The organism is Gracilibacillus oryzae (assembly GCF_009498735.1).
GTDB classification, from domain to species: Bacteria; Bacillota; Bacilli; order Bacillales; family Amphibacillaceae; genus Gracilibacillus; species Gracilibacillus oryzae.
On record NZ_ML762425.1, the window covers coordinates 418069 to 441385 of the forward strand.

Consider the following 23317-nt stretch of genomic DNA (forward strand, 5'->3'; position numbering starts at 1 on the left):
CCTATTCTTCTATCAGTGTTTCATATTTGTGTTTCTTTAAAATAGCATTACTTAATTGCTGGTCATTTTTGTTTTGGAAACTCAAACGTAAGACACCAGTGATACCTTCTCTTATTTCTAAGATTTCTATGTTATTAATACTAATATCATGCTCTGCAAGTAAGCCGGCAACTTTGAGCAAAGCACCTGGCTGGTCAAATATATCAACATACAGGTCATAATAGGAAAGGATGGCACCTTTCTTCTTACTATCAAGACCGTCTCTGTAATCTCTGGACTGTTCTAGGTATGTTTCTATTTGCTGTTTTTCCCCTGTATCAATTAATTCTTTTAGCTGCTGCATCTCCTCAATCCAGTCAGCAAGCAAGCGGCTCATTTTTTCCTTATTTTGAAAGAAGATATCACGCCACATAACCGGATTACTTGATGCAATTCTTGTAATATCACGAAATCCACCTGCAGCAAGTTTCGGAATATATGGGTGTTTTATTTGCCAATTGCGGGCCTGGTGAACGAGTGATGACGCAATTAAATGAGGAAAATGTGAGATCACACTTGTCATTTCGTCATGCTCTTCCGGGTCTAAGATGAGGAACTTACACTTTGTTGGTGAAAGTAATGCTTTTAATTTATCTAATTGCTCTTCATTACTTTTTTCCGTTGGTGACAATACATAGATGGCATTTTCAAATAAATGGGCTCTTGCTGCCTGAATTCCTTTTTTATGTGAACCCGCCATCGGATGACCGCCAATAAATGTGACCAGATCTGATGTTAATTGTTCTGCTGCTTCCATAATCAGTGATTTAACAGAACCAACATCTGTTACAAGCAGTTCTTTGTCCAGTGTTATATGATTTAATTGATGAATTAAGTCAACAGTGATTGATACAGGTGCAGCTAAAATGCAAATATCAGCTAGCTTCACTGCTTCCGCAAAGTCATCATATACTTCATCCACAATCCCATTCATTATACAATAATCTAATGAACTCCGATTTGCATCATATCCTATTATATGTACATTCTCTACTTCTTTAATATTTAAAGCAAGCGAGCCTCCAATTAAACCAAGGCCCGCAATTAAAACCGTTTCCTTCACGATTTAGTCTCCTTTTCAAACCGTTGCTAAATAATTTTTCATTAATTCCTGAAGCTCTGTCATATTTTCTTTCGATCCAATCGTAATACGTACACCATTTGGATGGCCTAAAGCTTCACCTGAACGGACGATAAAGCCGTTTTTAAGTAAATAAGTAAACAACTGATCACCCGATGTTGGTAATTTAACAAAAAGGAAATTTGCTTCGGAATCATAATATTCTAGTCCAACATCATCACAAAACTGCATAAACGTCTGCTTGTTCGTAATATTTTCCTGGTAGGTTTTTTCAAGAAAATCAGTATCAAGAAATGCAGTTAATGCTGACAGCTGTGAGATAGTAGTGGTATTAAATGGACCACGTGTAATATTTAAGTATTTAGTTATTTCTTCAGATGCTATGCCATAACCTACTCTTAAATTAGCCAAACCGTAAGCTTTCGAGAATGTTCTAAGAATAACCAAATTGTCATAATCGTTTAATAACGCTACACTGTTGGGATTTATAGACCGATCAATATATTCATAATAAGCCTCATCCAGTACTACTAAGGTATGGTCAGGGCATTTTTCTAAAAAGTCGATTAAGTCCTCTTTAGAAATTAAAGAACCTGTGGGATTATTTGGTGAACATAGCCATACGATTCTTGTTGCTTCATTCACTGCTTTCAACATCGCAGCAAGGTCATGATAACCATTGATTAATGGGACTTCAATAATTTCTGCTCCCTGAATTAATGCATTATGCTTATATTGTGGAAAGCTCGGAGTCGCCATGATGGTATTTGTTCCTTTTTCAAGGTAAGTTTTGCATAACATATCAATGATTTCATCAGAACCACAGCCAAAAGTTAACTGATCTTTTTTAACAGATAATTTTGCCGCTATTTCTTCTCTCAAAGCTTTTGCATATCCATCCGGATAAATTTCTAATCCATTAAGCATATTAGGAATAGCTTCTCTTACTTTTTCAGAATAACCGAACGGATTTTCATTTGAAGCCAGCTTAACAATTTTATCCAAACCATATTCTTTTTTTACATCTTCTATTTGCTTTCCAGGTGTATACGGAGCCATATTACTAAAAACTTGTTTTGCTTCCATTATATTGACTTCCTTTCATTTATTTCTGATTTATTCAGGCTTTATCAGCTAAGTCTGGTCTTAGTTTTACGGCCTCATTAAGATAAACGTGCTCAACTTCTTCCTGCCCTAATTCCGTATTAACTGTCATCATGACACGTATACATTGTGGCAAACTGCCTGGAACACTTATTTCTGGCATACACATAACAGGAACATATTTCCAACCGTTGATTAATCTGAGCGCTTTCGCTGGGAAAGCTGCGTCCAAGTCTGGTGTTACAGAAATTAAAACAGAAGCAATTTGATCAGGAGAGACTTGATTGACCACAGCCATTTGCTCAATCATTTTTTTCGTTTCCTCTAGCATTTCTTTTTCTTCATTTTTTTGTACAGTTGTTGCTCCTCGTATTCCTCTGATCACAGTGAACCCAACTCTCTAATGAAATTTTCTAATTGTATACGGAGATTATGATCATCAATATTAACGATGGATGGTTTACCGACTTCCTCCAATAAAACCATTTGAACAATCGCATTTTCAGACTTCTTGTCAAGTTTCATTTTATCAATAAGCATATCGGGACCTGGCCAGTTAATCATTAAAGGATAATTGTTGGCTGCTAACCATTGATAAAGCTCATTATATGGCAATGAAATGTTATAATTTTCCTGGCTTACTTTCAATGCGAATAACATACCAATCGCCACTGCTTCTCCATGGGTGATTTGCCCATAACCCATTTCCGATTCAATGGCATGACCTAAAGTATGCCCAAAATTCAGAAATTTCCGAATATTGCTTTCGCGTTCATCTTTTTCTACAATATTTGCTTTTACAGCAATACCTTTTTGCAATTGTTCAACTGTAACATCAGGATCTAAAGGTTTGGTTAAGTCCACTTTCAATACTTCATTAAAGAAAGACTCCTCACTAATTAATCCGTGCTTCACTACTTCTGCATAACCTGATCTGATTTCAGATGCCGGTAACGAGCGTAGTGTTGTTACATCATATATAACCGCGACAGGTGGATAAAAATTACCGATTAAATTTTTTCCTTTTGGATGGTTAATTGCAACTTTTCCTCCAACACTGCTGTCATGTGCCAGTATCGTTGTCGGTACTTGGATAAAATCAATTCCGCGCATGTAAGTTGCTGCAACAAATCCTGCCAAATCACCAACCATTCCGCCACCAAGTGCAATTATTAAAGATTTTCGGTCAAGCTTATGATTTATTGCTTCTGTTAAAAGCTCAAAGTATTTATCAATACTTTTAGACCCTTCTCCAGCTGGAACTGAAGTCATATTGACATTCTTAATATGACTTAAATTATTTGCAAGTTTTTCAGCATAGAGCTTTTCCACAACATCATCCGATACTATTAACACATTCTCATAATTTTTTGGTAAAAATTGAGCAATATCCGTTAACAGTCCTTCACCCACAATGACATCATAGTGAATCGTACTTGTTTTAATCGTCTGCTTATGCATATTAGAAACTCCTGATTTCTTCACGATACTGGTCGACAGCCTGCTTTAATTTGGGAAACTGATCATTCGGGAATTGTTCTAAGATAGCTTTAGCAAGTTCAAATGCAACAACATGCTCCATTACGACTGCCGCTGCCGGAACTGCACATGAGTCTGATCTTTCAATACTAGCACTAAATGGTTCTTTTGATTCGATATCAACACTCTTCAGCGGTTTGTATAATGTAGGAATTGGTTTCATTACACCTTTTACCACAATTGGCATTCCTGTTGTCATTCCGCCTTCAAATCCACCTAAGCGGTTTGTTCTCCTGTAATATCCTCGTTCTTCAGACCATAAAATTTCATCATGTACCTCACTGCCATTTTTACGTGCAGCTTCAAACCCGATACCAAATTCTACACCTTTGAAGGCATTGATACTTTGAACAGCACCTGCAATACGACCATCTAATTTTCTGTCATAATGGACATATGAACCAATTCCTGCCGGCATTCCTTCAATATACACTTCACAAACACCGCCAATCGAATCTCCATCTTTCTTCGCTTGGTCTATTGCATCCATCATTTTTTGACCTGCCACCTCATCAAGTGAACGGACAGGAGAATCCTCTGATATTTTGATTCTTTCCTGAATCGACAAGTTATCTCTTTCTTCTGCTTTAATTCCAGCGATTTCTTTGACATAACCAACAATGTTAATACCAAGGTTTTTAAGCAATGTTTTGGCAACTGCTCCTGCAGCAACTCTTGCTGTAGTCTCTCTTGCAGAAGAACGTTCTAATATATTACGCATATCCCGATGACCATATTTTAATGCACCATTCAAGTCTGCATGACCTGGTCTTGGTCTAGTAACTACTCTGCGAACATTCTGGTCTTCTGGTACAGGATCTTCTCCCATAACATCAAGCCAGTGTTTAAAATCATCATTATGTACAACAAGGGCAATTGGTGAACCTAATGTATATCCATGACGAATACCGCCAACGATATCAACTAAATCCTTCTCAATTTGCATTCTTTTTCCTCTGCCATGTCCTTTTTGACGTCGCAATAAAGAATCATTTATATCTTCTTTCGTAATTGGCATTTTTGCCGGTAATCCTTCAACAATTGTTGTTTGTTGTTTTCCATGTGATTCACCTGCAGTTAAATAACGCAATGTAATCCCCCCATATTTTATTTTTTGTAATACTATAACATAGCTTCACAAGATTGTAAGTATTTTTTTGAGCTATTTATTTATTTTTTCTCATAGAAAAATGTATCAAGAACTTGATAATCATATTTTTCCGGGTGAAAAATCTGTTCCGTACTTCCTACAAAAAAAACACCATTCGAATTTAATGACTGACTGAAATTATGATAAATTGTCTCTTTCGCTTGCTCAGTAAAGTAAATCATCACATTACGGCAAACAATCAGATCAAACCCTTTCGGATAAGGATCTGCCAATAAATTGTGTTGCTTAAAAGTAATGCATTTTTTTAAATTCTCTTCCACTTTATATGTATTTGCTTCTTGCAATAAATATTTCTTTTTTAACTGTAATGGAACATCTTGAACAGCCCTGTCACTGTATATCCCTTGTTTGGCACGTGCCAATACATTTGTGTCAAGATCTGTTGCAATGATTTCAATATCTTGTAATGGCCAGAATTGGTTCGCTAATATGGCTAAAGTATACGGCTCCTCACCAGTAGAGCATGCTGCACTCCAAATCCTGATTCTGTTCTTTTTCTGTTTCATTCTGGGAAGTATTTTATCCTCCAGAACTTTCCACCTGCTCGGATTTCTAAAAAATTCAGAAACATTAATCGTAACCTTATCAAGAAATTCCTGTAGTAATGGTTGTTCTTTATTTATTGCTTCAAAATATTGATTGAAGTTTTCATACCCGCGTTTATTTCTTAATGATGTCAGTCGCCTTTTCATCTGCACTTCTTTGTACAAGCTTAAATCCAGCCCGGTTTTTTTATATATCTTTTTTACAAAGCTCTGATAATCTTCCATAGTTGTTCTCCCTTTATGCTTGGAACCTTTTAAAGGTTAAGCAAGCCAATCATCAACGGTTTTTTTATATTCAATCAACTCATTTTCCTGGAAGAATATAGAGATCTCCCGTTTGGCGCTTTGCTCTGAGTCTGAGCCATGAATAACATTTCGATGGGTTACCAGACCGAAGTCTCCTCTAATGGTGCCTGTTTCTGCCTCTTGAGGATTAGTTTTGCCCATCATTTTTCTTGCAGTTGTAATAACTTCTTTCCCTTCCCAAACCATAGCGAAGACTGGTCCGGAAGTAATAAAGCTTACCAGATTATCAAAAAAGGGCTTCCCTTTATGTTCCTGATAATGTGTTTCCGCAAGTTCATTTGTTATTTTCATAAACTTTGCTCCAACAAGTTTAAAGCCTTTTCTTTCAAACCGACTGACTATTTCACCAATAAGATTTCTCTGAACTGCATCAGGTTTTACCATTAAAAATGTTCTCTCCATAAATACACCTCACATCATATTTTTCGGTTCCCAATATAATTAGCAATATCTTCTAACGATTTCCTTGCTTTGTTATCAGGCAGGGAATGTAATGACTCATATGCTTTATGTAAATATCGATCACTGATTACTCTAGCTTGTCCAATCGCATTCGTATCTAAAATTTTATCAATAACTGGCTTTAACTTTTCTTTATTTACAGTGTCTGGACTTTCAAATAAGTCTACTAAATCCTTTTTTATTTGGACATCATTCATTGCATACAATACAGGTAATGTAATATTCCCCTGCAGCAGATCACCACCAGCAGGTTTGCCTAACTCTTTCTCTGTACCGGTAAAATCCAGAATATCATCAATAATCTGGTAGGACATCCCCATATAATAACCATACCGGAATAATGCCTTTTCTGTCTCCAATGATGTATTGGCAGCAATTGCTCCCAATTGACAGCTCGAAGATATTAACAGTGCAGTTTTTCTCCGTATTCTCCGTAAATATGTGCGCAAATTCTGATTAAGATTATATTTATCTCTTATCTGTTCAATCTCTCCGACAGTTAATTCAATCATCGTTTTCGCAAGAATCTGATGTGCTCTCGGATTATCTATTTCTGTAAACTGGTCTAATGCTTTCGCAAAAATAAAATCGCCTGTCAGCATTGCGATCTGATTATCCCAATTTGCTTTAACCGTTGGCTTTCCTCTTCTTATATCAGAATCGTCAATTACATCATCATGCACCAATGAAGCCATATGAATCAATTCTAAAGAACTTGCTACTTTTTTGACACGGTTAATATTATAGTCACCAAACATTGCTGCTAATAAAACAAAAACAGGCCTTAGTCGTTTCCCTCCTGCTTTTAATAGCTGCAGTGAAGCATCGCGTAAAACGACTTGATCTGTATATATAGTATCTTCAAGCACTGTTTCGATTTGATTTAAATCTTTTTTTATAAATGAGTAAGTTTTCGCAAGCTTCATTCTTCAGTCACCTTTACTTTTTACTATCTTTTCCCCCATATGCGCTGCCGCTACACCACCTGTATAGCTTTTTACCTGCACTTTTACTAAACCTGCTTCTGCAAACAACTGTTTTAGTGCTTCTTTACCTGGAAAATCTTTTGCCGATTCATGCAGCCATACATATTCCTGATAACTTTTGGCAAACACCTTCCCGATTAGTGGCATAATATTTTTAAAATAAAAATAATATAATTGTCTGTATACAGGCAATGTTGGCTGGGATGTTTCCAGACAAACAACAAGACCGCCTGGCTTCACCACACGATGCATTTCTTTTAATACTTGTAGATAGTCCGGTACATTTCTCAAACCAAAGCCAATTGTCGCATAATCAAAATAATTATTCGCAAACGGCAGCTCCATTGCATTTCCCTGAGTAAATGATAAATGCTTATATCCAAAAGTCTGATTTCTTTCTTCTGCAACTGATAACATATTCTGACTAAAGTCAAGACCGATTACTTCACCAGCCGGGCCGACTTGTTCAGCAAGGGCAAAAGACCAGTCACCAGTTCCGCAGCAGACATCGAGCGCCCTTGCACCCTCTTGTACATCCATTCGTTTCATCACATCTTTACGCCACGTTTTATGTCTTTGAAAGGAAATGATAGAATTCATTGTGTCATAATTACTGTAAATCTTTTCAAATACTTGATGGACTCTTTCTTCCTTTGATTGTTTCATTTTGATAATCCTTCTTCCAATACTGAGTTGACATGTAATAAATTACTATTTCTTATCTCATGCTGAAAATTTTGAATCAACATATCGAATTGTGGCGGCAATTTTTTTTGATAGTTTTTGATTTTCTTTATTGTCAGATCTATCATAGAGAACAGCATGCTTTCTAATTCGTTCACCGACATGTCTTTGCCGACATTATGAAGCAATAAGTCCTGAAAGAAAGAATGACCACTATTTTTGAATTTCCACCACTCTAATTGCAATTTCTTAAACAATATCCACTTTCCCATGTATTCAATCCCCTGCTCTAATTCAAAGTATGTGGCAACTTTATTTAATAAAGCAGTTTCGATTTTTTCGTATTCCTGAAGAAAAGTCTCGATATCGTCGAATTGTTGATAATATACAAAAGCTTTCTGTTGTGTCATTTCATTAATTCCCTTCGCTAATTGACGGACAAAGGAAATGTCTTTTGCTTTCGCCAGCAGTTGATAATAAATTCCTGAATAGAAATCACCGGCCAGCACAGTAAGCTGCTGGTTTTTGATTAAGTGTTTGTCTTTTTGCGGGAATGATCTGAATATCTGATCATGAGTATTTAATGCCAGTTGAACGATCATTGTACTGACAATGTAATGATCCTTTTGCAATTGATGAGAAGTCATGGCATGTAATGCAAATAATTTATACTCTTCAATATCCGGCTGCTCAAGGTTCATAAATAGATAGTCTTGCTTTATATTTTTATGTATTCGTTTTTTATAATAATTTATTAATTGTTTAGATTTCAAAAAAACTCACCGCAATTCTTATTAGAATCCAATATTATATTAACATAGTATATCATAACTTTACATATTTCACGCCATAATATCTAGGAATAACAAGAAAAAATCATTTCCAATAAAGTCAGACTTTGATCATTTGGGGTTTTTCTATGTCCAGCTGATCATTAGCGAAACATATCAGGATGCATAGCGTCTGTTTATCCCCCACTAACTTTCTTCCTGTTACTTGAATCTTTTCGCTTAGGGCATTACAGACGGTTGGCGCTGTGATAAAGCCGCCTCTACCCTTTTAAACCAACTGTATAAGAATATGATTTCAAAAAAAAAGAGCGCATTGAAAAATGCACCCTTTTTGCCCGTATGTAATACCATATATTATTTAACGATATCTTTAAGGGCTTTACCTGGTTTAAAAGCAGGAACTTTACTTGCTGGAATTTCAATTTCATCCCCAGTTTGTGGATTACGTCCTTTACGTGCAGCACGCTCACGTACTTCGAAGTTTCCAAAACCGATTAATTGAACTTTGTCTCCATCTTTAAGTGAATCCATGATAGATTCGAAAACCGCATCTACTGCTTTTGTAGCGTCTTTTTTAGAAAGTTCGCTTTTCTCAGCAACGGCATTAATTAGATCTGTTTTATTCATGACATTCACCTCCTCCCAAAATAAGCTATAAGAACTCAATTGACATGCAAGAATTTATAGCTGTTTATCACCAAATGTTTGATGACAAGGCTTATAATAACTGAGATTTAGATATAATTCAACAAAAATAATTCTTTTCATACAGATTTTTTAAAAAATCTGCTAATAAATCTCATTGAATTAATCAGAATGTTAACACATGCCTGTTCACTATGCAAGTGATTTCAAATATTGATATATCAACATTTCTCTGTATTATCCAAATCTAGTATTTATGCTATACATTATTGACAGGAAATGTAGTGCATATACTGTCCAAAATAAAAAAGCGTAACGCAGATTGCATAACGCTTTTCAGGAATAATTATCCAATTATAAAATGATAGCTATTAATCCTCCAGAGCCTTCATTTATGATTCGTTCTAATGTTTCTTTTAATTTAAATCTTGCATTCTCCGGCATTAATGACAATTTCGCCTGTATACCTTCTCTCACAATCGAACTTAGTGATCTGCCAAAAATATCTGACTGCCAAATTGATAATGGATCCTCTTCAAAATCCTGCATTAAGTATCTTACCAATTCTTCACTTTGCTTTTCAGTTCCAATAATCGGAGCAAACTCAGATTCCACATCTACCTTTATCATATGAATGGAAGGAGCAACCGCTTTTAATCTTACCCCGAATCTCGGTCCCTGACGGATGATTTCAGGCTCTTCTAAGGCCATATCCTGCAAAGCTGGTGCTGCAACCCCATAACCTGTTTGTTTCACCATTTTTAATGCATCAGCAATCTGGTCATATTCTTTTTTTGCATTAGTAAATTCCTGCATCAGCTGCAATAAGTGATCTTTTCCCCTAATTTCTTCTCCAACAATCTCTTTCAGAACTTGGTCGTACAATTCATTTGGTGCATGCAGATCAATATCAGCAATACCTTCACCCATTTCAATTCCGGCTAGTGCTGCATGCTCAATAAAATCGAACTGATCAAAATGCCCGATCACATTGTCTACATCGCGTAATCTTTTAATATCCTTAACTGTGTCTTCAATAGCCTCTTGATAGTTTTGTCTCAACCAGTGATTATCATCAAGTACCAATACCCAGCTAGGTAAATTAACATTTACCTCGAGTACAGGAAATTCATACAATACTTCACGCAGCACATTATTAATATCATGTTCTGTCATGCTTTCAACACTCATGGCAAGTACAGGAATATCGAACTTCTCTGTTAACTCTTGTCTTAATAATTCTGTTTCCTGTTTATATGGTTGTACAGAATTTATTATCATGATAAATGGCTTTCCAACTTCATTCAGTTCTTCTACAATTCTGTTCTCTGCTTCGATATAATCTTCCCGAGGAATTTCACCAATACTGCCATCTGTCGTGACAACTATCCCCATAGTAGAATGTTCCTGAATAACCTTGCGTGTCCCAATTTCTGCTGCATCATGAAAAGGAATTGGTTCCTCATACCATGGAGTATGGATCATTCGAGGTCCGTTTTCATCCTCAAATCCCTGAGCACCTTTTACCGTGTACCCAACACAATCAACTAATCTGACATTGACTTCTAATCCTTCTTCCACATGTAATTTAACAGCTTGATTTGGAATAAATTTTGGTTCTGTTGTCATTATCGTGCGACCCGCTGCGCTTTGCGGCAGTTCATCTTGAGCTCTTAGTCGATCACTTTCATTCGGGATATTAGGTAAAACTGTTTTTTCCATAAATTTCTTAATAAAAGTAGATTTACCTGTTCGAACAGCACCGACTACTCCTAAATAAATATCCCCGTTCGTGCGTTTTGAAATATCCTTAAAGATATCTACCCTTTCCAAATGATCCCCTCCCGATCTATTCAACTTAAAATTACTCGAATCATTGACATTGTTAGTTTATGATGTTGTCCTATTAAAATATGCTAATATTTATCGAATAATTAAATTTCTTTTTTCACACCCTTGTGTTGGATTAGAAATAACTAGTAGATCATATGAGGCAAATTAGAAGGATATGCTAACTTTCATTTTTAAGTTTAAATAAGAAACAAGAAATACCGGTGTTTATCTAGTGGAACTTTCATAGTTTTTGGAAATGTAATATAAAAAAACCGAACGAATTCGCAGGTAGACAACTGGAATAATCGTTCGGTATTAAATAGCTTGTTTACTATCTATTTTTTATAATCGGAAGAAAAAACTGGTTCCCCATCTTTCAAGGTATACGGTATGGAATATGCCGGGACGATCGGATAGTTATCGGTAAGTATTTTTCTTACATCTTCTTCTGCTTGATATGGCTTATCCGTATTTTCCAGTAATTTATATATTTCCATCCTGTAATCGATTAATAATTCCCCGTTTGTATCAATTAGAACAGGTAGATTATTAGTAGAGTATGGGCTCTTCACGAAAGGCGCAGCATCTAAGTTTAATTCTTCGTATTTTAATGAATAAACGCCATCAGCCACTTTCTTTCCGAATGGAGGGTACTCATTTTCACTAATATATATATCCAGACGTTGCTGGATATCCCTTAACTGATCTGTTACTCTTAAATCAATTACTTTAACAACCGGTTCTGTTTCCACATTAATTAATACGTATTTATATATTCCACCGCTTTCAAAAGCAGTCCCTGGAATAGACTGGATCAGGTTGTTTTGTTTTAACATGTTAAAGTCAATCATATACTTCTGATAAATAGGTGTGTCGTTCTCTTTAGTATAGATTGGTAATCTGCCCTCATTTTGTGCAGCATACTGATTAATTGCCTGCTGCACCATTTCAAGCTGTGCATCATTTGAAATTTGATTTTGACTCAAATTTTCTGATGGGTACATACAGCCAGTTAACAGCAGTAAAATAATAAATAACAGAATATTTTTATGTATCATTCTTCTTTCGAACCTCCCAATTATGATGTCGGTCCTCTTAGTACGACGAAACCAATAATAAAACCACCGAGTATTAGAAAAATATAAGCAATGAATGCGACGATGACTGCGAGAACACCTTTTAATTTATAACGACTTAATAATATCAGACCAATTGCTAAAAATAGTGCAATCATTCCAGCAAAAGATACCCACATCATCATCATGGAAGCTGACATGAATAGTACCATCCTTTCTTTCTCTGTATAATATCGTGATAAAAACATAATTACTAGTATACCATATAAGCAATTTTGAGCCACTTGTTTTCTAATAAGTTCAAGAAAAGTTAAAAATCAATTCAACTTTCTTATATGTAACGAAGAATAAATAAAAAAACCGAAGTAGAAGGGGCAGAATCTACTCCGGTAATGACTAAATAAATACCCAGTTGCACCCTGAAAGTGAATGCTTGTGCGATTTATTGTATGCGAAGCAATTTCACATTGCATCCTCATGTGCCTATAATATCACTTTTTAAATAGTTTACTTAATGTGTTTATGTCTGCAGGCATATTATTGTTCGTAATAGCCCGAACAATTTTATCTTCTTTTTCCTTAGAAACGGGTTTGCCAGCCATGTTCGCTAATTGCCTAATCAGCTTTCTTACTGTTGCTTCATCAGAAAAATCAGCATTTTGAACAGATTGGGCTACTTTTAATATTTCGTCTGATTTGATATTTGACTTCTTCTGAATTTGGTCAAACATATTTTGTTTAAAATCGCTCACTGTTTCTCCTCCTTACTATAGATCTCTTTTTATAGTATGCAGAGGGAGACCAAACAGTTAATCAGAATACCTGTCGACTAAAATGGAGGCAATATCTTCAATTTCCGTAGTTCTATTTCTAGTCATCAAGTGATCCACTACATCTTTTGGAGATTTTTGCTCAAATATGACTTCGTATATTGCTCTTGTAATTGGCATGTCCACATTCAGCTTATGTGATAATTGAAATACAGCTTCGGTTGTTCGTACTCCTTCCACTGCCATGCCCATTTGGTCTAGTACATCACTTAGACTTTGTCCTTTGCCAAATAAATTTCCTGCCCGCCAATTCCGGCTGTGAACACTTGTACATGTAACAATTAAATCGCCAACACCTGATAAGCCAATAAAAGTTAAAGGGTTAGCACCCAAAACTGTGGCAAGCCTTGATATTTCTGCCAGCCCCCTTGTAATCAGAGCTGCTTTAGCATTATCGCCATATCCTAAACCATCAGATATACCTGCACCTAATGCGATGATATTTTTTAATGCGCCACCTAACTCTACACCAACTATATCCTGGCTGGTATACACCCGGAAGTACTCATTAATGAACAAATCCTGGGTATATTTTGCAGCAGATGCACTTACAGAAGCAGCTGTTACCGTTGTCGGGTGTTTTAAACTTACTTCTTCCGCATGACTAGGGCCAGACAGTGCGACGATGCCGCTATAGTCCATACCTTTTAATTCTTCTTGTATCATTTCTGATATTCGGCAATGTGAAACAGGCTCTATGCCTTTGGAACCATGAACAATGACCATATGTTTTTTTATATATGGTAGTGCTTTCTTACACGTTTCCCGAATAGCTTTAGATGGTACAACAAGAATAACTGATTCTGCATTATTCATCGCCTCTTCCAAGTCACTGACGATATTCAAATTAGACGGAAGTGAAATGCCTGGTAAATATTTTTCATTCATTCCAGAAGTTTGCATCATTTTTTTCTGCTCGTCATTATGTGTCCATAAGCGCACATCATGATTATTGTCACATAACACCATTGCCAGTGCCGTGCCCCAGCTTCCTGCACCTAATACCGCAATATTCCCCACAATGAATCACCTCTAATTTCGTCTTCTTGCATAAATTTTAATAGGGGTTCCTTCAAAGCCAAATGCTTCTCTTATTTTATTCTCTAAAAACCGCTCATAGGAGAAATGCATTAATTCTGGATCATTTACAAATACAACAAAGGTTGGAGGCTTTACAGCCACTTGGGTTGCATAAAGAACTTTCAACCGTTTTCCGTTTCTTGTCGGTGTTGGATTAATTGCTAATGCATCCATAATGACATCATTTAATACATTCGTCTCCACACGTTTTGTATGATTTTCACTAGCTTCCATTACTTTAGGCAGAAGGGTATGAATTCTCTTTTTTGTCTTTGCGGATAAATAAACAATCGGGGCATAATCTAAAAATAAAAAATGGGCCCGGATATTTTCTTCAAACTCTTTAATGGCATGATCATGCTGAGAAATCGTATCCCATTTATTCACTACTATAACGACAGCTTTCCCCGCTTCATGTGCATAACCGGCAATTTTTTTGTCCTGTTCAATTATACCAGTCTCCGCATCAATTAATGTTAAGACAACATCTGATCGCTCAATTGCCTTTAATGCTCTCAGGATACTGTATTTTTCAGTAGTTTCATAGATTTTTCCTCTTTTTCTCATTCCTGCTGTATCAATAATAACGAAATTTTGATCATCTTTTGTAAAAGTGGTATCAATTGCATCCCTGGTCGTTCCGGCTATATCACTGACAATTACTCTCTCTTCATTTAACATGGCATTCACCAATGAAGATTTACCTACATTCGGTCTTCCAATTAAACTAAAGTGGATTACATCGTCATCGACTGGTACCTCTTCACGCTCCGGAAATAATTCTAATACACGGTCCAATAAGTCTCCCAGCCCTAGACCATGTGTTCCAGAGATAGGGAATGGCTCACCGAATCCTAAAGCATAAAATTCATAAATCTGTTCTCTCATTTCCGGATTATCAATTTTGTTTACAGCTAGTACAATTGGCTTGTTTGATTTATACAGCATTTTGGCTACTTCTTCATCAGCAGCTGTAATTCCCTCACGGCCATTTACTAAAAAGATAATAACATCAGCTTCCTGAATCGCTACTTCTGCTTGTTCTCTCATTTGAATCAGTAACGGCTCATCACCAATTTCTATTCCACCTGTATCTATTAAACGAAATGTATTATTTAACCATTCCGCTTTCGCATAAATTCGGTCTCTGGTTACTCCAGGTATGTCTTCCACAATAGATATCCTTTCACCAACTAATCGATTAAATATAGTTGATTTACCTACATTAGGCCTTCCTACAATTGCTACAACTGATTTTCTCATGAAGGCACATCCTTCCTTTATAAATTTCTCTCTATAAGAAGATGTTCAAAAAGTCACCAAATGATAAGTGGCGAATCTCTTCGTTGGTTTGCGAGTCCGCTTCTCACGTATTCAGACCATACGTTCCGAGGCTCCTCACTAAACCGCCTCGACCTTCTTGCTTCTAATTTGCCGACTTTTTGAACACGCACTATAAAAGCTTGCTCTTATATCGCTTTAATTAAAGTACCATAAACCATTGAATAAAAACAAGTTTCAGTTAAGATAGACGTTTTAAATAAAATTGTCAGGATAAAAACTGCTTCCCAGAGATCATTAGTGTTAGTGTTTAACAATTATATATAGCTCATCACTTAGTGCATGACTTATCCCATCTAATATTGCTTCTAAATTGGCAGCTACTTTCTCCATCTCTTCTTTCGTTTCACAGATAAAGATAGAAGAACCTGCAGTCACCTTCTTTGCATTTGTAGTAATTGTTGCAAGAATTGCTTTTTCTAATTGCATCAGGAACCCTCCTTATTACTTGCTTTGGATTCTGAGGGCATTCGAATAGCATTTTCTAATACTGGAACAGCACTGATAACTTTCATCGCTTTTTCCACATTCTTATCTTGAGGCAGAATGAAAACCCCAATCCTTCCGTCATCTAAATCTCGCTTGATCAATGGTACTAATGCTGGTGTTCCTGAATCCCTGAATACACCAAGTGAAACAGATACATCATGTAAAATAGCTTGTCGTTGCCCTAAATTAGCAATGGTTGACCTGACATCGAATGATTTGGGTGTTAAAATAAACCCCATTCCATATTTCAGGATTTCTTCTTGTCTTGCAGGCAAACCGATATTCATAATATAAATATTATCAACATAAAGTCCAGCTCCATCGAAGGACACTTCTGAATGTTCTATATCCACAATATCCCCTAATGTAGAACCACTCATCAATTTGTTTACAATGAAATATGCAATTATCGCCACAACTATAGCAATATAAAGATTCCAGACCAAATAGGACAATGTGGTAATGAGAGATGTAAAGATAACTAAGTAATTTCTGCTTTCAAATGCTATGGCAACACCTTCAATATAGGTTTTCCCGCGCGGAACTAATTCATAACCATCCATTTCGGTAAGTGTATTCCTTTCCATATTTCTCACTTCCCGAAACTGGGAAGCCGCAATGGTTAAAAACGTAATAGCAGTGAATTCTTTTTCCATAATTGCAGGAACAGCTACGGATCCGAGTCCTGCGGCAATAAATCCTAAAGCCAGGTGAATTATCTTGCCATGCAGGTATGTAGGATATTGGCGATAATCTGTTTTTAGCATAATAATACGAGCAAGTGTACCGACAATTACACCAAATAATATGGGGTATGTATATTCATTCAATAAGTCCACCTCTTTTTTGACTCAATTCCTTGTATTACCAATTCCATTCTTTTTAATAGTAATAACCAAATGTTTATTAGACACAACAACAGTAAGACACTACAGAAAAGAATGTAATAATCATGATAATTGATCGTAAATTCCAATGAATAGCTCCAGCATATTAACGTATATAAAACTTGTCCAAATGCTAAACTTGTGATCCAGATCAATATTCTCTGGTGGAAATCTCTCTCAAAAATCTGCAATACAATAGTAGCGACAATAATACCAATTAACATAAAATAGGGATAACTTAATATGGGATTTGTTATATACCAGACAAAATAAATAACATATAAATAAGCAAATAGTAAGGTATAAAGATATTTCTTCATTGGCATCGACAGCATCATTAATAGACCAAAACTATAAAAAACAAGAAGAATTACACCACTATTTAAAGTGATTTCTCCAATCACTGTTGTATAAGGCACACAAATAATAAGGAGTAAAATCCCTAAACTGTAAACTGTCCGTAATTTTGTTTTATTGAAAAAAAAGGTCGTTAGACACCAAAGCAGCCACAAAATATAAATATAAATAAACTCTTCCATCCATATCACCCTTAACATTATCGTCAGTTTAGCTATTTTTATACGGTAAGATTGCAAGAAATTATATTAGGGTATACGCATAATGGTATTCGAGGATAATAAAACACGAATATAATCCGCCAGATCCCATCCTTTTTTCTTAGGATGCAGCATATCACAGGTAATACCAGGCAGAAACTGAAACATCCCCGCCAGGCTATTTCTCCATGTTTGAAGCAAAAAAATCATTTCTGTATTTCTAAGTCCAAAAAAAAAGCACGCCACTTAAAGTAGCGTACTCGTTTTTTATCTCTTATATTTATCCAGTTTGTCACCAATCATATCACCTAATTGGAAACCTGACTGGTCATCATCCGTTTCATATTGCTTAATCTCTTGATTGTTTTTCTCTTCCTCGATGTCTTTAATACTTAAAGATATACGTTTCTCAGATTCGTTTACTTCGAGAACTTTCACATCAACTTGCTGGCCTACTTCTAATACCTCTGCAGGCGTTCCGATATGCTGTGTAGAAATTTGGGAAATATGGACAAGTCCCTCTACACCTGGCAGCACTTCTACAAATGCACCAAAATTAACAAGACGCTTCACTGTTCCACTGACAACATCATTTACTGAAATCTTTTCAGCGATATTATCCCATGGTCCGGGCAGTGTAGCCTTATGAGAGAGAGAAATTCTTTCTTTTTCTTTATCAACAGATAGCACTTTCACTCGAATACTATCACCTTCAGCAACTACGTCTGAAGCTTTCTCAACATGTGTATGAGATAATTGAGAGATATGTACTAATCCATCAATACCGCCAATATCAACAAAAACTCCGAAATCTGTAATACGCTGTACTGTACCATCGATTTCTTGTCCTTCTTCAAGGCTTTCAAGCAGATCTGCTTTTTTAGTTTTTGCATCTTCTTCTAACACTGCTCTGTGTGATAAAATAATACGGTTTTGTTCTTTATCTAATTCAACGATTTTTAACGTAATTGACTTATCTTGATAGTCAGCAAAATCTTCTACAAAATGGGTCTCAACTAAAGATGCAGGAATAAAACCTCTTAATCCAACATCAACTACTAATCCGCCTTTTACCACATCTTTTACCACTGCTTCAATTGTTTCATTTGCTTCAAATTTTTGTTGCAGATCTTCCCAAGCTTTTTCAGCAACGACAGCTTTTTTAGAGAGAACGATTTCTTCGTCTTCCACTTTCTTAATCTGTAATTCCAGTTCGTCGCCTTCACTTACCACATCACTAGCAGTTTCAATACGAAGTGCAGATAATTCACTGATTGGTACAATTCCTTCTACCTTGTATCCAATATCTACTAGAACGTGTTTCTCCTCTACCTTGACTACTTTTCCTTTGACAATATCGCCAACGGAAAGCTCCTTAATTTCGGAAATTTCTTGGTTCATTTCATCCATGACAAAGACCTCCTTCAAATTACAACACAAAAAACATAAAATGTGCTTTTTTCTAACTTCTAACATTTGGACTAATTTGTCAAGTTATATAGACGAAATTAGTTATTTTCTTTTAATTTTCTTATCTCTTCCATTATAACATCAGTTACTTCCTGAGCGGAAGCTTTTCTCTCTTTTAAATTTTTCATTTCAACAGGTTTGCCATATGAAACAATCAGTGGCTGTTTCTTACTGTAATCCCCGATGATTGCACATGGGACTATGACAGCATCTGATCTTAATGCAAAGAAGCCCGCACCAGCAAGACCCTTTTTTAATTCACCTGTTTTACTTCTCGTACCTTCAGGAAACAATCCTAATACATTTCCCTCTTTCAAAACATCTAATCCTTTTCTCAAAGCATTACGATCTTTCATTCCTCTTTTTATCGGAAAAGCGTGTACATTTTTTAAAATAAATCCAAACAACGGTTTTTCAAACAGCTCTTCTTTTGCCATAAAATGAATATCCCGTGAGCATGTCATTCCGACGATTGGAGGATCAAAATTAGAAATATGATTTGAACAAATAATAACAGGACCTGTCTTTGGAATATTATCTAATCCTACCGTTTTTACGTTGTATTTTGGTTTCAGCCAAATTTTCATTAAAAATTTACCAAATTTATATAAATTCATTCATTACACCTCTTGATCCACAATTGATAGAATTCTTTGCAGGACACCTTCAATCGAAAGTGATGTTGTATCTATTTCAATAGCATCATCTGCTTTTTTCAATGGGGAAGATGCTCTTTCCGAATCCATTCGATCTCTATTTTCGATTTCCTTTTTTAATTTCTCTAAATCGGTCGGAATTCCTTTTTTCCTATTTTCGTCATGACGTCTAGTCGCTCTTTCTTCAACACTGGCTATAAGAAAAATCTTAACTTCTGCATCTGGAATAACTCTTGTTCCGATATCTCTTCCATCCATTACTACTCCTCTGTCAGCAGCTAAGTTCTGCTGGCGTTTTACCATCTCATCACGAACAGCAGGAATGGAGGCAATTTTAGAAACATGATTTGTAACATCATTTGCTCGAATTTCTTCTGTTATATTCTGTTTATTGATAAACACCTCAAAGTTTTGATTCAGTTCAATGTCCAGATCGTTTAGTAATGAAACAATTTTCCCTTCATCATGAAAATCGATTTGTTCACGAATTACTTGAAGTGTTAAGGAACGATACATTGCTCCTGTATCAATATAGATATAGTTTAACTTTTGAGCAACCAGCTTTGCTATTGTACTTTTACCTGCTGCAGCTGGTCCATCTATCGCAATTGCAATTTTTTTCATTGTGTGAATACCTCTTTCTTTTTTACTGCATTTAACTCATTTCTTTTCTTTTCATCTTCAACTGATTCAAATAGCAAAATCGAACAATTTTTTGCTGATGTTGTATAGAAATATCTGTAAATTTAACCGAAAGTACCCCTTTTGTTTCTATCTCGATAAACCGGACAACTTTGCCCTCGATATGTAAATACTCTATTGTATTATCAATTGGCATAACTAACATCATATCAAGTACATCATTTTCATTTAATTTTTGTGAAGGATCCAGATAGACTGATAAACCTCCACCACTTATATCCTTCGTCACTGTTGTAATGGGGGGGAATTGTTCAAGTGGGCTCCTTAGAGAAATATCCAACATAGAATCCACTCTGACAAACTCTCTTCTTTGAATTTTTTTTACACTTTTTTTATCAAAGGTTAAAATAATGCCTGGAACATGATCTAACCTTCTTCCTGTTACTTTGGACTGAAAAACAAAAACAGAATTATTTTGAATATAACTGACTTTGAGCACCATTCCTTCAGTAAGGAACGTTGTTTTATCTGTCAGTTCATTAATTGGTAAATCAATGATTATCTTATCTTGCGTTGTCTCTATTACTCTACACCGGTAAGTTACAGTAATGTCTTGATCACTATTACTATTTACTTCTTCAAGTTGTAAAAATGTGCCTATTTTTATCAATTTTCATCCTCTTCCTAGTATCCATTTTCTATATATACAGAGATTTTATGTAAGCAATTTGCAACACTAGTTTCTTTTTTACTATATTATCACAAATTAAAAAAAGCAAGAAGGAATAAAACCTCTCTTCTTGCTTTTCTTGTTCAGCTTGGAATTTCAAAAACTGTAACTTCTAATATTTTATTTCTGCTTGCTTTAATTTTTCCACTCGTTCTTCCTTGCCTGATTCTGCATTAATGAATATTTTATATGTGTCATTACCCATTGTACCTAAAAACACAAATGATAACACTTCTTCACCAAGGTCATCCTCAATAACAGCCAGATGATAATCCTGGATGTTTAGATTTGGATTCACTTTTGACCTGGCTTCTTCTTCAGAAACTTTCGGCTCATTAATCGTCCGGTCATGATGGTTTTCCAAATAATCTTTTGCTACAAATCCAAGAATATCTCCGTCATCCAAGGCGACTTTTACTTGTATGGTGTCAGGATAAATCCATACATTGTTTTGGTCAGGGACAAAATGAAATACCCCTACGTTAGCATACTGATTGCTTTGAATTAACGCCAGATTACCAAATTCCTCTTTTTCAGCTAAATATTCTTTTGCTTTATTTGCAGCTTCATATAAACTAATGTTCGCTTCATTTACTTCCCGATTGATCATCAACGTTACTGGATAGCCTCCGTTTTGCGTTATATCAGCATAACCAGAACGTTTTTCATCATGAAAGGAGGCGCTGATCATCGGAATGCTTGCTCCGTCACCAGTTGTCGTGACAGTGATCTCTTCATTTTTATCTAAATTAAACAGATTTCTCATTTTTTCTTTTGCTTCATTTTTAGAAATCTTCTCGTTTCCAAGCATTGAAAAGCCATCTTTTTTACTGGAAGTTCCCATTAAACTTGAATTAATCTTACTCTCTGAATATCCTTCTACCGTTTTTTCCACGGTTTTAAATCCATCAATAATCGTGTTATCAGCCTGTTCGTCATTATTAACTAAAGCTAACTGTACGTCCATCCATCTTAAGTTATCATTTAACACCATATTCTGGACCTTTCTTAATTCTGTCTCAATTTCCCCGGACATTTTATATAATGTCTCGAATGTGGCCAGTTCTTCCTCAGATAATGGGTCTTTTTCTAAATCTCTTACAGCAGTTCGATAACTAAAATCTCCTATTTGTGAAAGAAACTCTTCTGTTTTATTAAATGGCAGTAAAGTTAATGGCAATTGACCGACATCACTATGTGCCATTGAAGTAATCCGCCAAATTTCAGCTAACTGTGGGGATAATTGTTCCCTGCTGTTCATTGCTAATGAAGATCCTATTTTGTCATGCAATAAATCCATATAATAAGTTAAATCATGAAAGGAACGTTGGTATTCATTTTCTGCTTGAATTAATATTGCATTCTTTTCCTGATGCTCTTGGTAACCCCATACCGATACGCCAACAACGGTAAGACTTAAAAGTGTTATTACTATCCATCGAAACATGCACACACCTCCACTTTACTTACAAAATATATGTTTTCCGATTTGTTTAATCTGCGGTCTTGTCCAGATCCAGCCAGATGTCGCTGTATCTGGATTGAAATAATAGGATGCTTCTCCTGTAGGATCCCAGCCATTAATGGCATCTAACACTGCTCTTTTTGCTGTATCGTTTGGTGTTAACCATATTTGGCCATCACTTACTGCAGTAAAAGCTCTCGGTTCAAAAATCACACCTGAGACAGTATTAGGAAATGTTGGACTCTCTACTCGATTTAATATGACGGCTGCTACAGCTACTTGCCCTTCATATGGTTCACCCCTTGATTCACCATAGACAGCATTTGCCATGAGATTAATATCATTCTGTGAAAATCCCTGCGGTACATTAACGGCTGTTGGTTCTAAATCTGCCTCTGGGGCTTCTGGTGTATTCTGCTGTTGAGTTCCTTGATTATTCTGCTCATTTGGTGGTGACTGATTTTCACTTGGTTGAGACTGTTTACTATTATCAACACCTCCATAATGGGAAAATTTATTCCCTGACTCAATTTGCTTTTTGACAAACTGTCTATCATATTCACTGGCATTCACTAATTTTTGCTTTGTCGTGGCACCAGCTAAACCATCAATTTCTAAACCAAATTCATATTGAAAATTACGCAATGCCCAGTATGTCCCCCAGCCAAAAACTCCATCAATATTCCCATTATAAAAACCTAGATACTGTAATCTTGCTTGTAATTCAATAACATCCTCCCCTGTGGCACCATGTTGGATGACTTGTCCAGTAAATGCGTTCAATTCCTGCTCTTCTGTCATGATGAATGGTAAGGTAAGAAACAAACCAACTATTCCGCACCATTTAAGATATTTCATAAAATACAACCTCCATTAAGAACTTCAAGTTCAGCAATGATTTACGTTTT

At 35.8% G+C, this 23317-nt stretch carries 26 protein-coding genes; all 26 read right to left on the minus strand.

Features of this window, described 5'->3' with window-relative positions; all coding sequences use genetic code 11:
* Position 1: 1 nt before the first annotated feature.
* Positions 2-1102: a prephenate dehydrogenase gene (locus F9U64_RS04795; protein WP_194287279.1), complete on the minus strand. Its 1101-nt coding sequence runs from the start codon at positions 1100-1102 to the stop codon at positions 2-4.
* 15 nt (positions 1103-1117) lie between these two features.
* Complete coding sequence (gene hisC, locus F9U64_RS04800; protein ID WP_153401867.1) at positions 1118-2206, minus strand: histidinol-phosphate transaminase; 1089 nt, start codon at positions 2204-2206, stop codon at positions 1118-1120.
* A 34-nt stretch (positions 2207-2240) separates the two neighbouring features.
* Complete coding sequence (aroH, locus tag F9U64_RS04805; RefSeq protein ID WP_153401868.1) at positions 2241-2609, minus strand: chorismate mutase; 369 nt, start codon at positions 2607-2609, stop codon at positions 2241-2243.
* On the minus strand, positions 2606-3685 hold the full coding sequence (gene aroB / locus F9U64_RS04810) for a 3-dehydroquinate synthase (protein ID WP_153401869.1): 1080 nt from the start codon (positions 3683-3685) through the stop codon (positions 2606-2608). The genes aroH and aroB overlap by 4 nt, the downstream gene beginning before the upstream one ends.
* A gap of 1 nt (position 3686) precedes the next feature.
* Complete coding sequence (gene aroC / locus F9U64_RS04815) at positions 3687-4853, minus strand: chorismate synthase (RefSeq protein ID WP_153401870.1); 1167 nt, start codon at positions 4851-4853, stop codon at positions 3687-3689.
* Positions 4854-4933: 80 nt separating this feature from the next.
* Positions 4934-5704 (minus strand): CheR family methyltransferase, encoded by a 771-nt coding sequence (locus F9U64_RS04820; protein WP_153401871.1) that lies wholly within the window; start codon positions 5702-5704, stop codon positions 4934-4936.
* Positions 5705-5740: 36 nt separating this feature from the next.
* The gene (gene ndk / locus F9U64_RS04825; RefSeq protein ID WP_153401872.1) at positions 5741-6187 is read right to left on the minus strand and encodes a nucleoside-diphosphate kinase; all 447 of its coding nucleotides are present in this window, start codon (positions 6185-6187) and stop codon (positions 5741-5743) included.
* 14 nt (positions 6188-6201) lie between these two features.
* On the minus strand, positions 6202-7173 hold the full coding sequence (hepT, locus tag F9U64_RS04830) for a heptaprenyl diphosphate synthase component II (protein ID WP_153401873.1): 972 nt from the start codon (positions 7171-7173) through the stop codon (positions 6202-6204).
* Positions 7174-7176: 3 nt separating this feature from the next.
* Positions 7177-7899: a demethylmenaquinone methyltransferase gene (locus F9U64_RS04835; RefSeq protein ID WP_153401874.1), complete on the minus strand. Its 723-nt coding sequence runs from the start codon at positions 7897-7899 to the stop codon at positions 7177-7179.
* The gene (locus tag F9U64_RS04840) at positions 7896-8690 is read right to left on the minus strand and encodes a heptaprenyl diphosphate synthase component 1 (RefSeq protein ID WP_153401875.1); all 795 of its coding nucleotides are present in this window, start codon (positions 8688-8690) and stop codon (positions 7896-7898) included. Before F9U64_RS04840 ends, F9U64_RS04835 begins: the two co-directional genes overlap by 4 nt.
* A 372-nt stretch (positions 8691-9062) precedes the next feature.
* Positions 9063-9335: an HU family DNA-binding protein gene (locus F9U64_RS04845; protein WP_033405291.1), complete on the minus strand. Its 273-nt coding sequence runs from the start codon at positions 9333-9335 to the stop codon at positions 9063-9065.
* A gap of 372 nt (positions 9336-9707) precedes the next feature.
* On the minus strand, positions 9708-11186 hold the full coding sequence (gene spoIVA, locus F9U64_RS04850) for a stage IV sporulation protein A (RefSeq protein ID WP_153401876.1): 1479 nt from the start codon (positions 11184-11186) through the stop codon (positions 9708-9710).
* A gap of 335 nt (positions 11187-11521) precedes the next feature.
* Entirely contained in the window at positions 11522-12244 is a 723-nt protein-coding gene (locus F9U64_RS04855; protein WP_153401877.1) for a hypothetical protein, read from the minus strand.
* A gap of 20 nt (positions 12245-12264) precedes the next feature.
* Positions 12265-12462 carry a DUF2768 domain-containing protein gene (locus tag F9U64_RS04860; protein ID WP_153401878.1) on the minus strand — a complete coding sequence of 66 codons (198 nt, stop codon included), beginning with the start codon at positions 12460-12462 and terminating at the stop codon, positions 12265-12267.
* A gap of 291 nt (positions 12463-12753) precedes the next feature.
* Positions 12754-13014 carry a stage VI sporulation protein F gene (locus F9U64_RS04865; RefSeq protein WP_153401879.1) on the minus strand — a complete coding sequence of 87 codons (261 nt, stop codon included), beginning with the start codon at positions 13012-13014 and terminating at the stop codon, positions 12754-12756.
* Positions 13015-13071: 57 nt separating this feature from the next.
* Complete coding sequence (locus F9U64_RS04870; protein ID WP_153401880.1) at positions 13072-14112, minus strand: NAD(P)H-dependent glycerol-3-phosphate dehydrogenase; 1041 nt, start codon at positions 14110-14112, stop codon at positions 13072-13074.
* 12 nt (positions 14113-14124) lie between these two features.
* Positions 14125-15435 (minus strand): ribosome biogenesis GTPase Der, encoded by a 1311-nt coding sequence (gene der / locus F9U64_RS04875; RefSeq protein ID WP_153401881.1) that lies wholly within the window; start codon positions 15433-15435, stop codon positions 14125-14127.
* Positions 15436-15756: 321 nt separating this feature from the next.
* Positions 15757-15942, minus strand: a complete 186-nt coding sequence (locus F9U64_RS04880) for a capping complex subunit for YIEGIA (protein ID WP_153401882.1) — start codon at positions 15940-15942, stop codon at positions 15757-15759.
* On the minus strand, positions 15942-16832 hold the full coding sequence (locus F9U64_RS04885; protein WP_153401883.1) for a YIEGIA family protein: 891 nt from the start codon (positions 16830-16832) through the stop codon (positions 15942-15944). Before F9U64_RS04885 ends, F9U64_RS04880 begins: the two co-directional genes overlap by 1 nt.
* A complete protein-coding gene (locus F9U64_RS04890; protein ID WP_153401884.1) occupies positions 16829-17428 on the minus strand; it encodes a YphA family membrane protein in 600 nt (199 codons plus the stop codon). Before F9U64_RS04890 ends, F9U64_RS04885 begins: the two co-directional genes overlap by 4 nt.
* Positions 17429-17713: 285 nt before the next feature.
* On the minus strand, positions 17714-18856 hold the full coding sequence (gene rpsA, locus F9U64_RS04895) for a 30S ribosomal protein S1 (RefSeq protein WP_153401885.1): 1143 nt from the start codon (positions 18854-18856) through the stop codon (positions 17714-17716).
* Positions 18857-18954: 98 nt separating this feature from the next.
* A complete protein-coding gene (locus F9U64_RS04900; RefSeq protein ID WP_153401886.1) occupies positions 18955-19533 on the minus strand; it encodes a lysophospholipid acyltransferase family protein in 579 nt (192 codons plus the stop codon).
* Between the two features lie 3 nt (positions 19534-19536).
* Complete coding sequence (cmk, locus tag F9U64_RS04905; RefSeq protein WP_153401887.1) at positions 19537-20196, minus strand: (d)CMP kinase; 660 nt, start codon at positions 20194-20196, stop codon at positions 19537-19539.
* Positions 20197-20227: 31 nt separating this feature from the next.
* Entirely contained in the window at positions 20228-20884 is a 657-nt protein-coding gene (locus F9U64_RS04910) for a flagellar brake protein (RefSeq protein ID WP_153401888.1), read from the minus strand.
* A gap of 172 nt (positions 20885-21056) precedes the next feature.
* Entirely contained in the window at positions 21057-22391 is a 1335-nt protein-coding gene (ypeB, locus tag F9U64_RS04915) for a germination protein YpeB (RefSeq protein WP_153401889.1), read from the minus strand.
* 15 nt (positions 22392-22406) lie between these two features.
* Positions 22407-23210 (minus strand): spore cortex-lytic enzyme, encoded by an 804-nt coding sequence (gene sleB, locus F9U64_RS04920; protein WP_228275592.1) that lies wholly within the window; start codon positions 23208-23210, stop codon positions 22407-22409.
* Between the last annotated feature and the right edge of the window lie 107 nt (positions 23211-23317).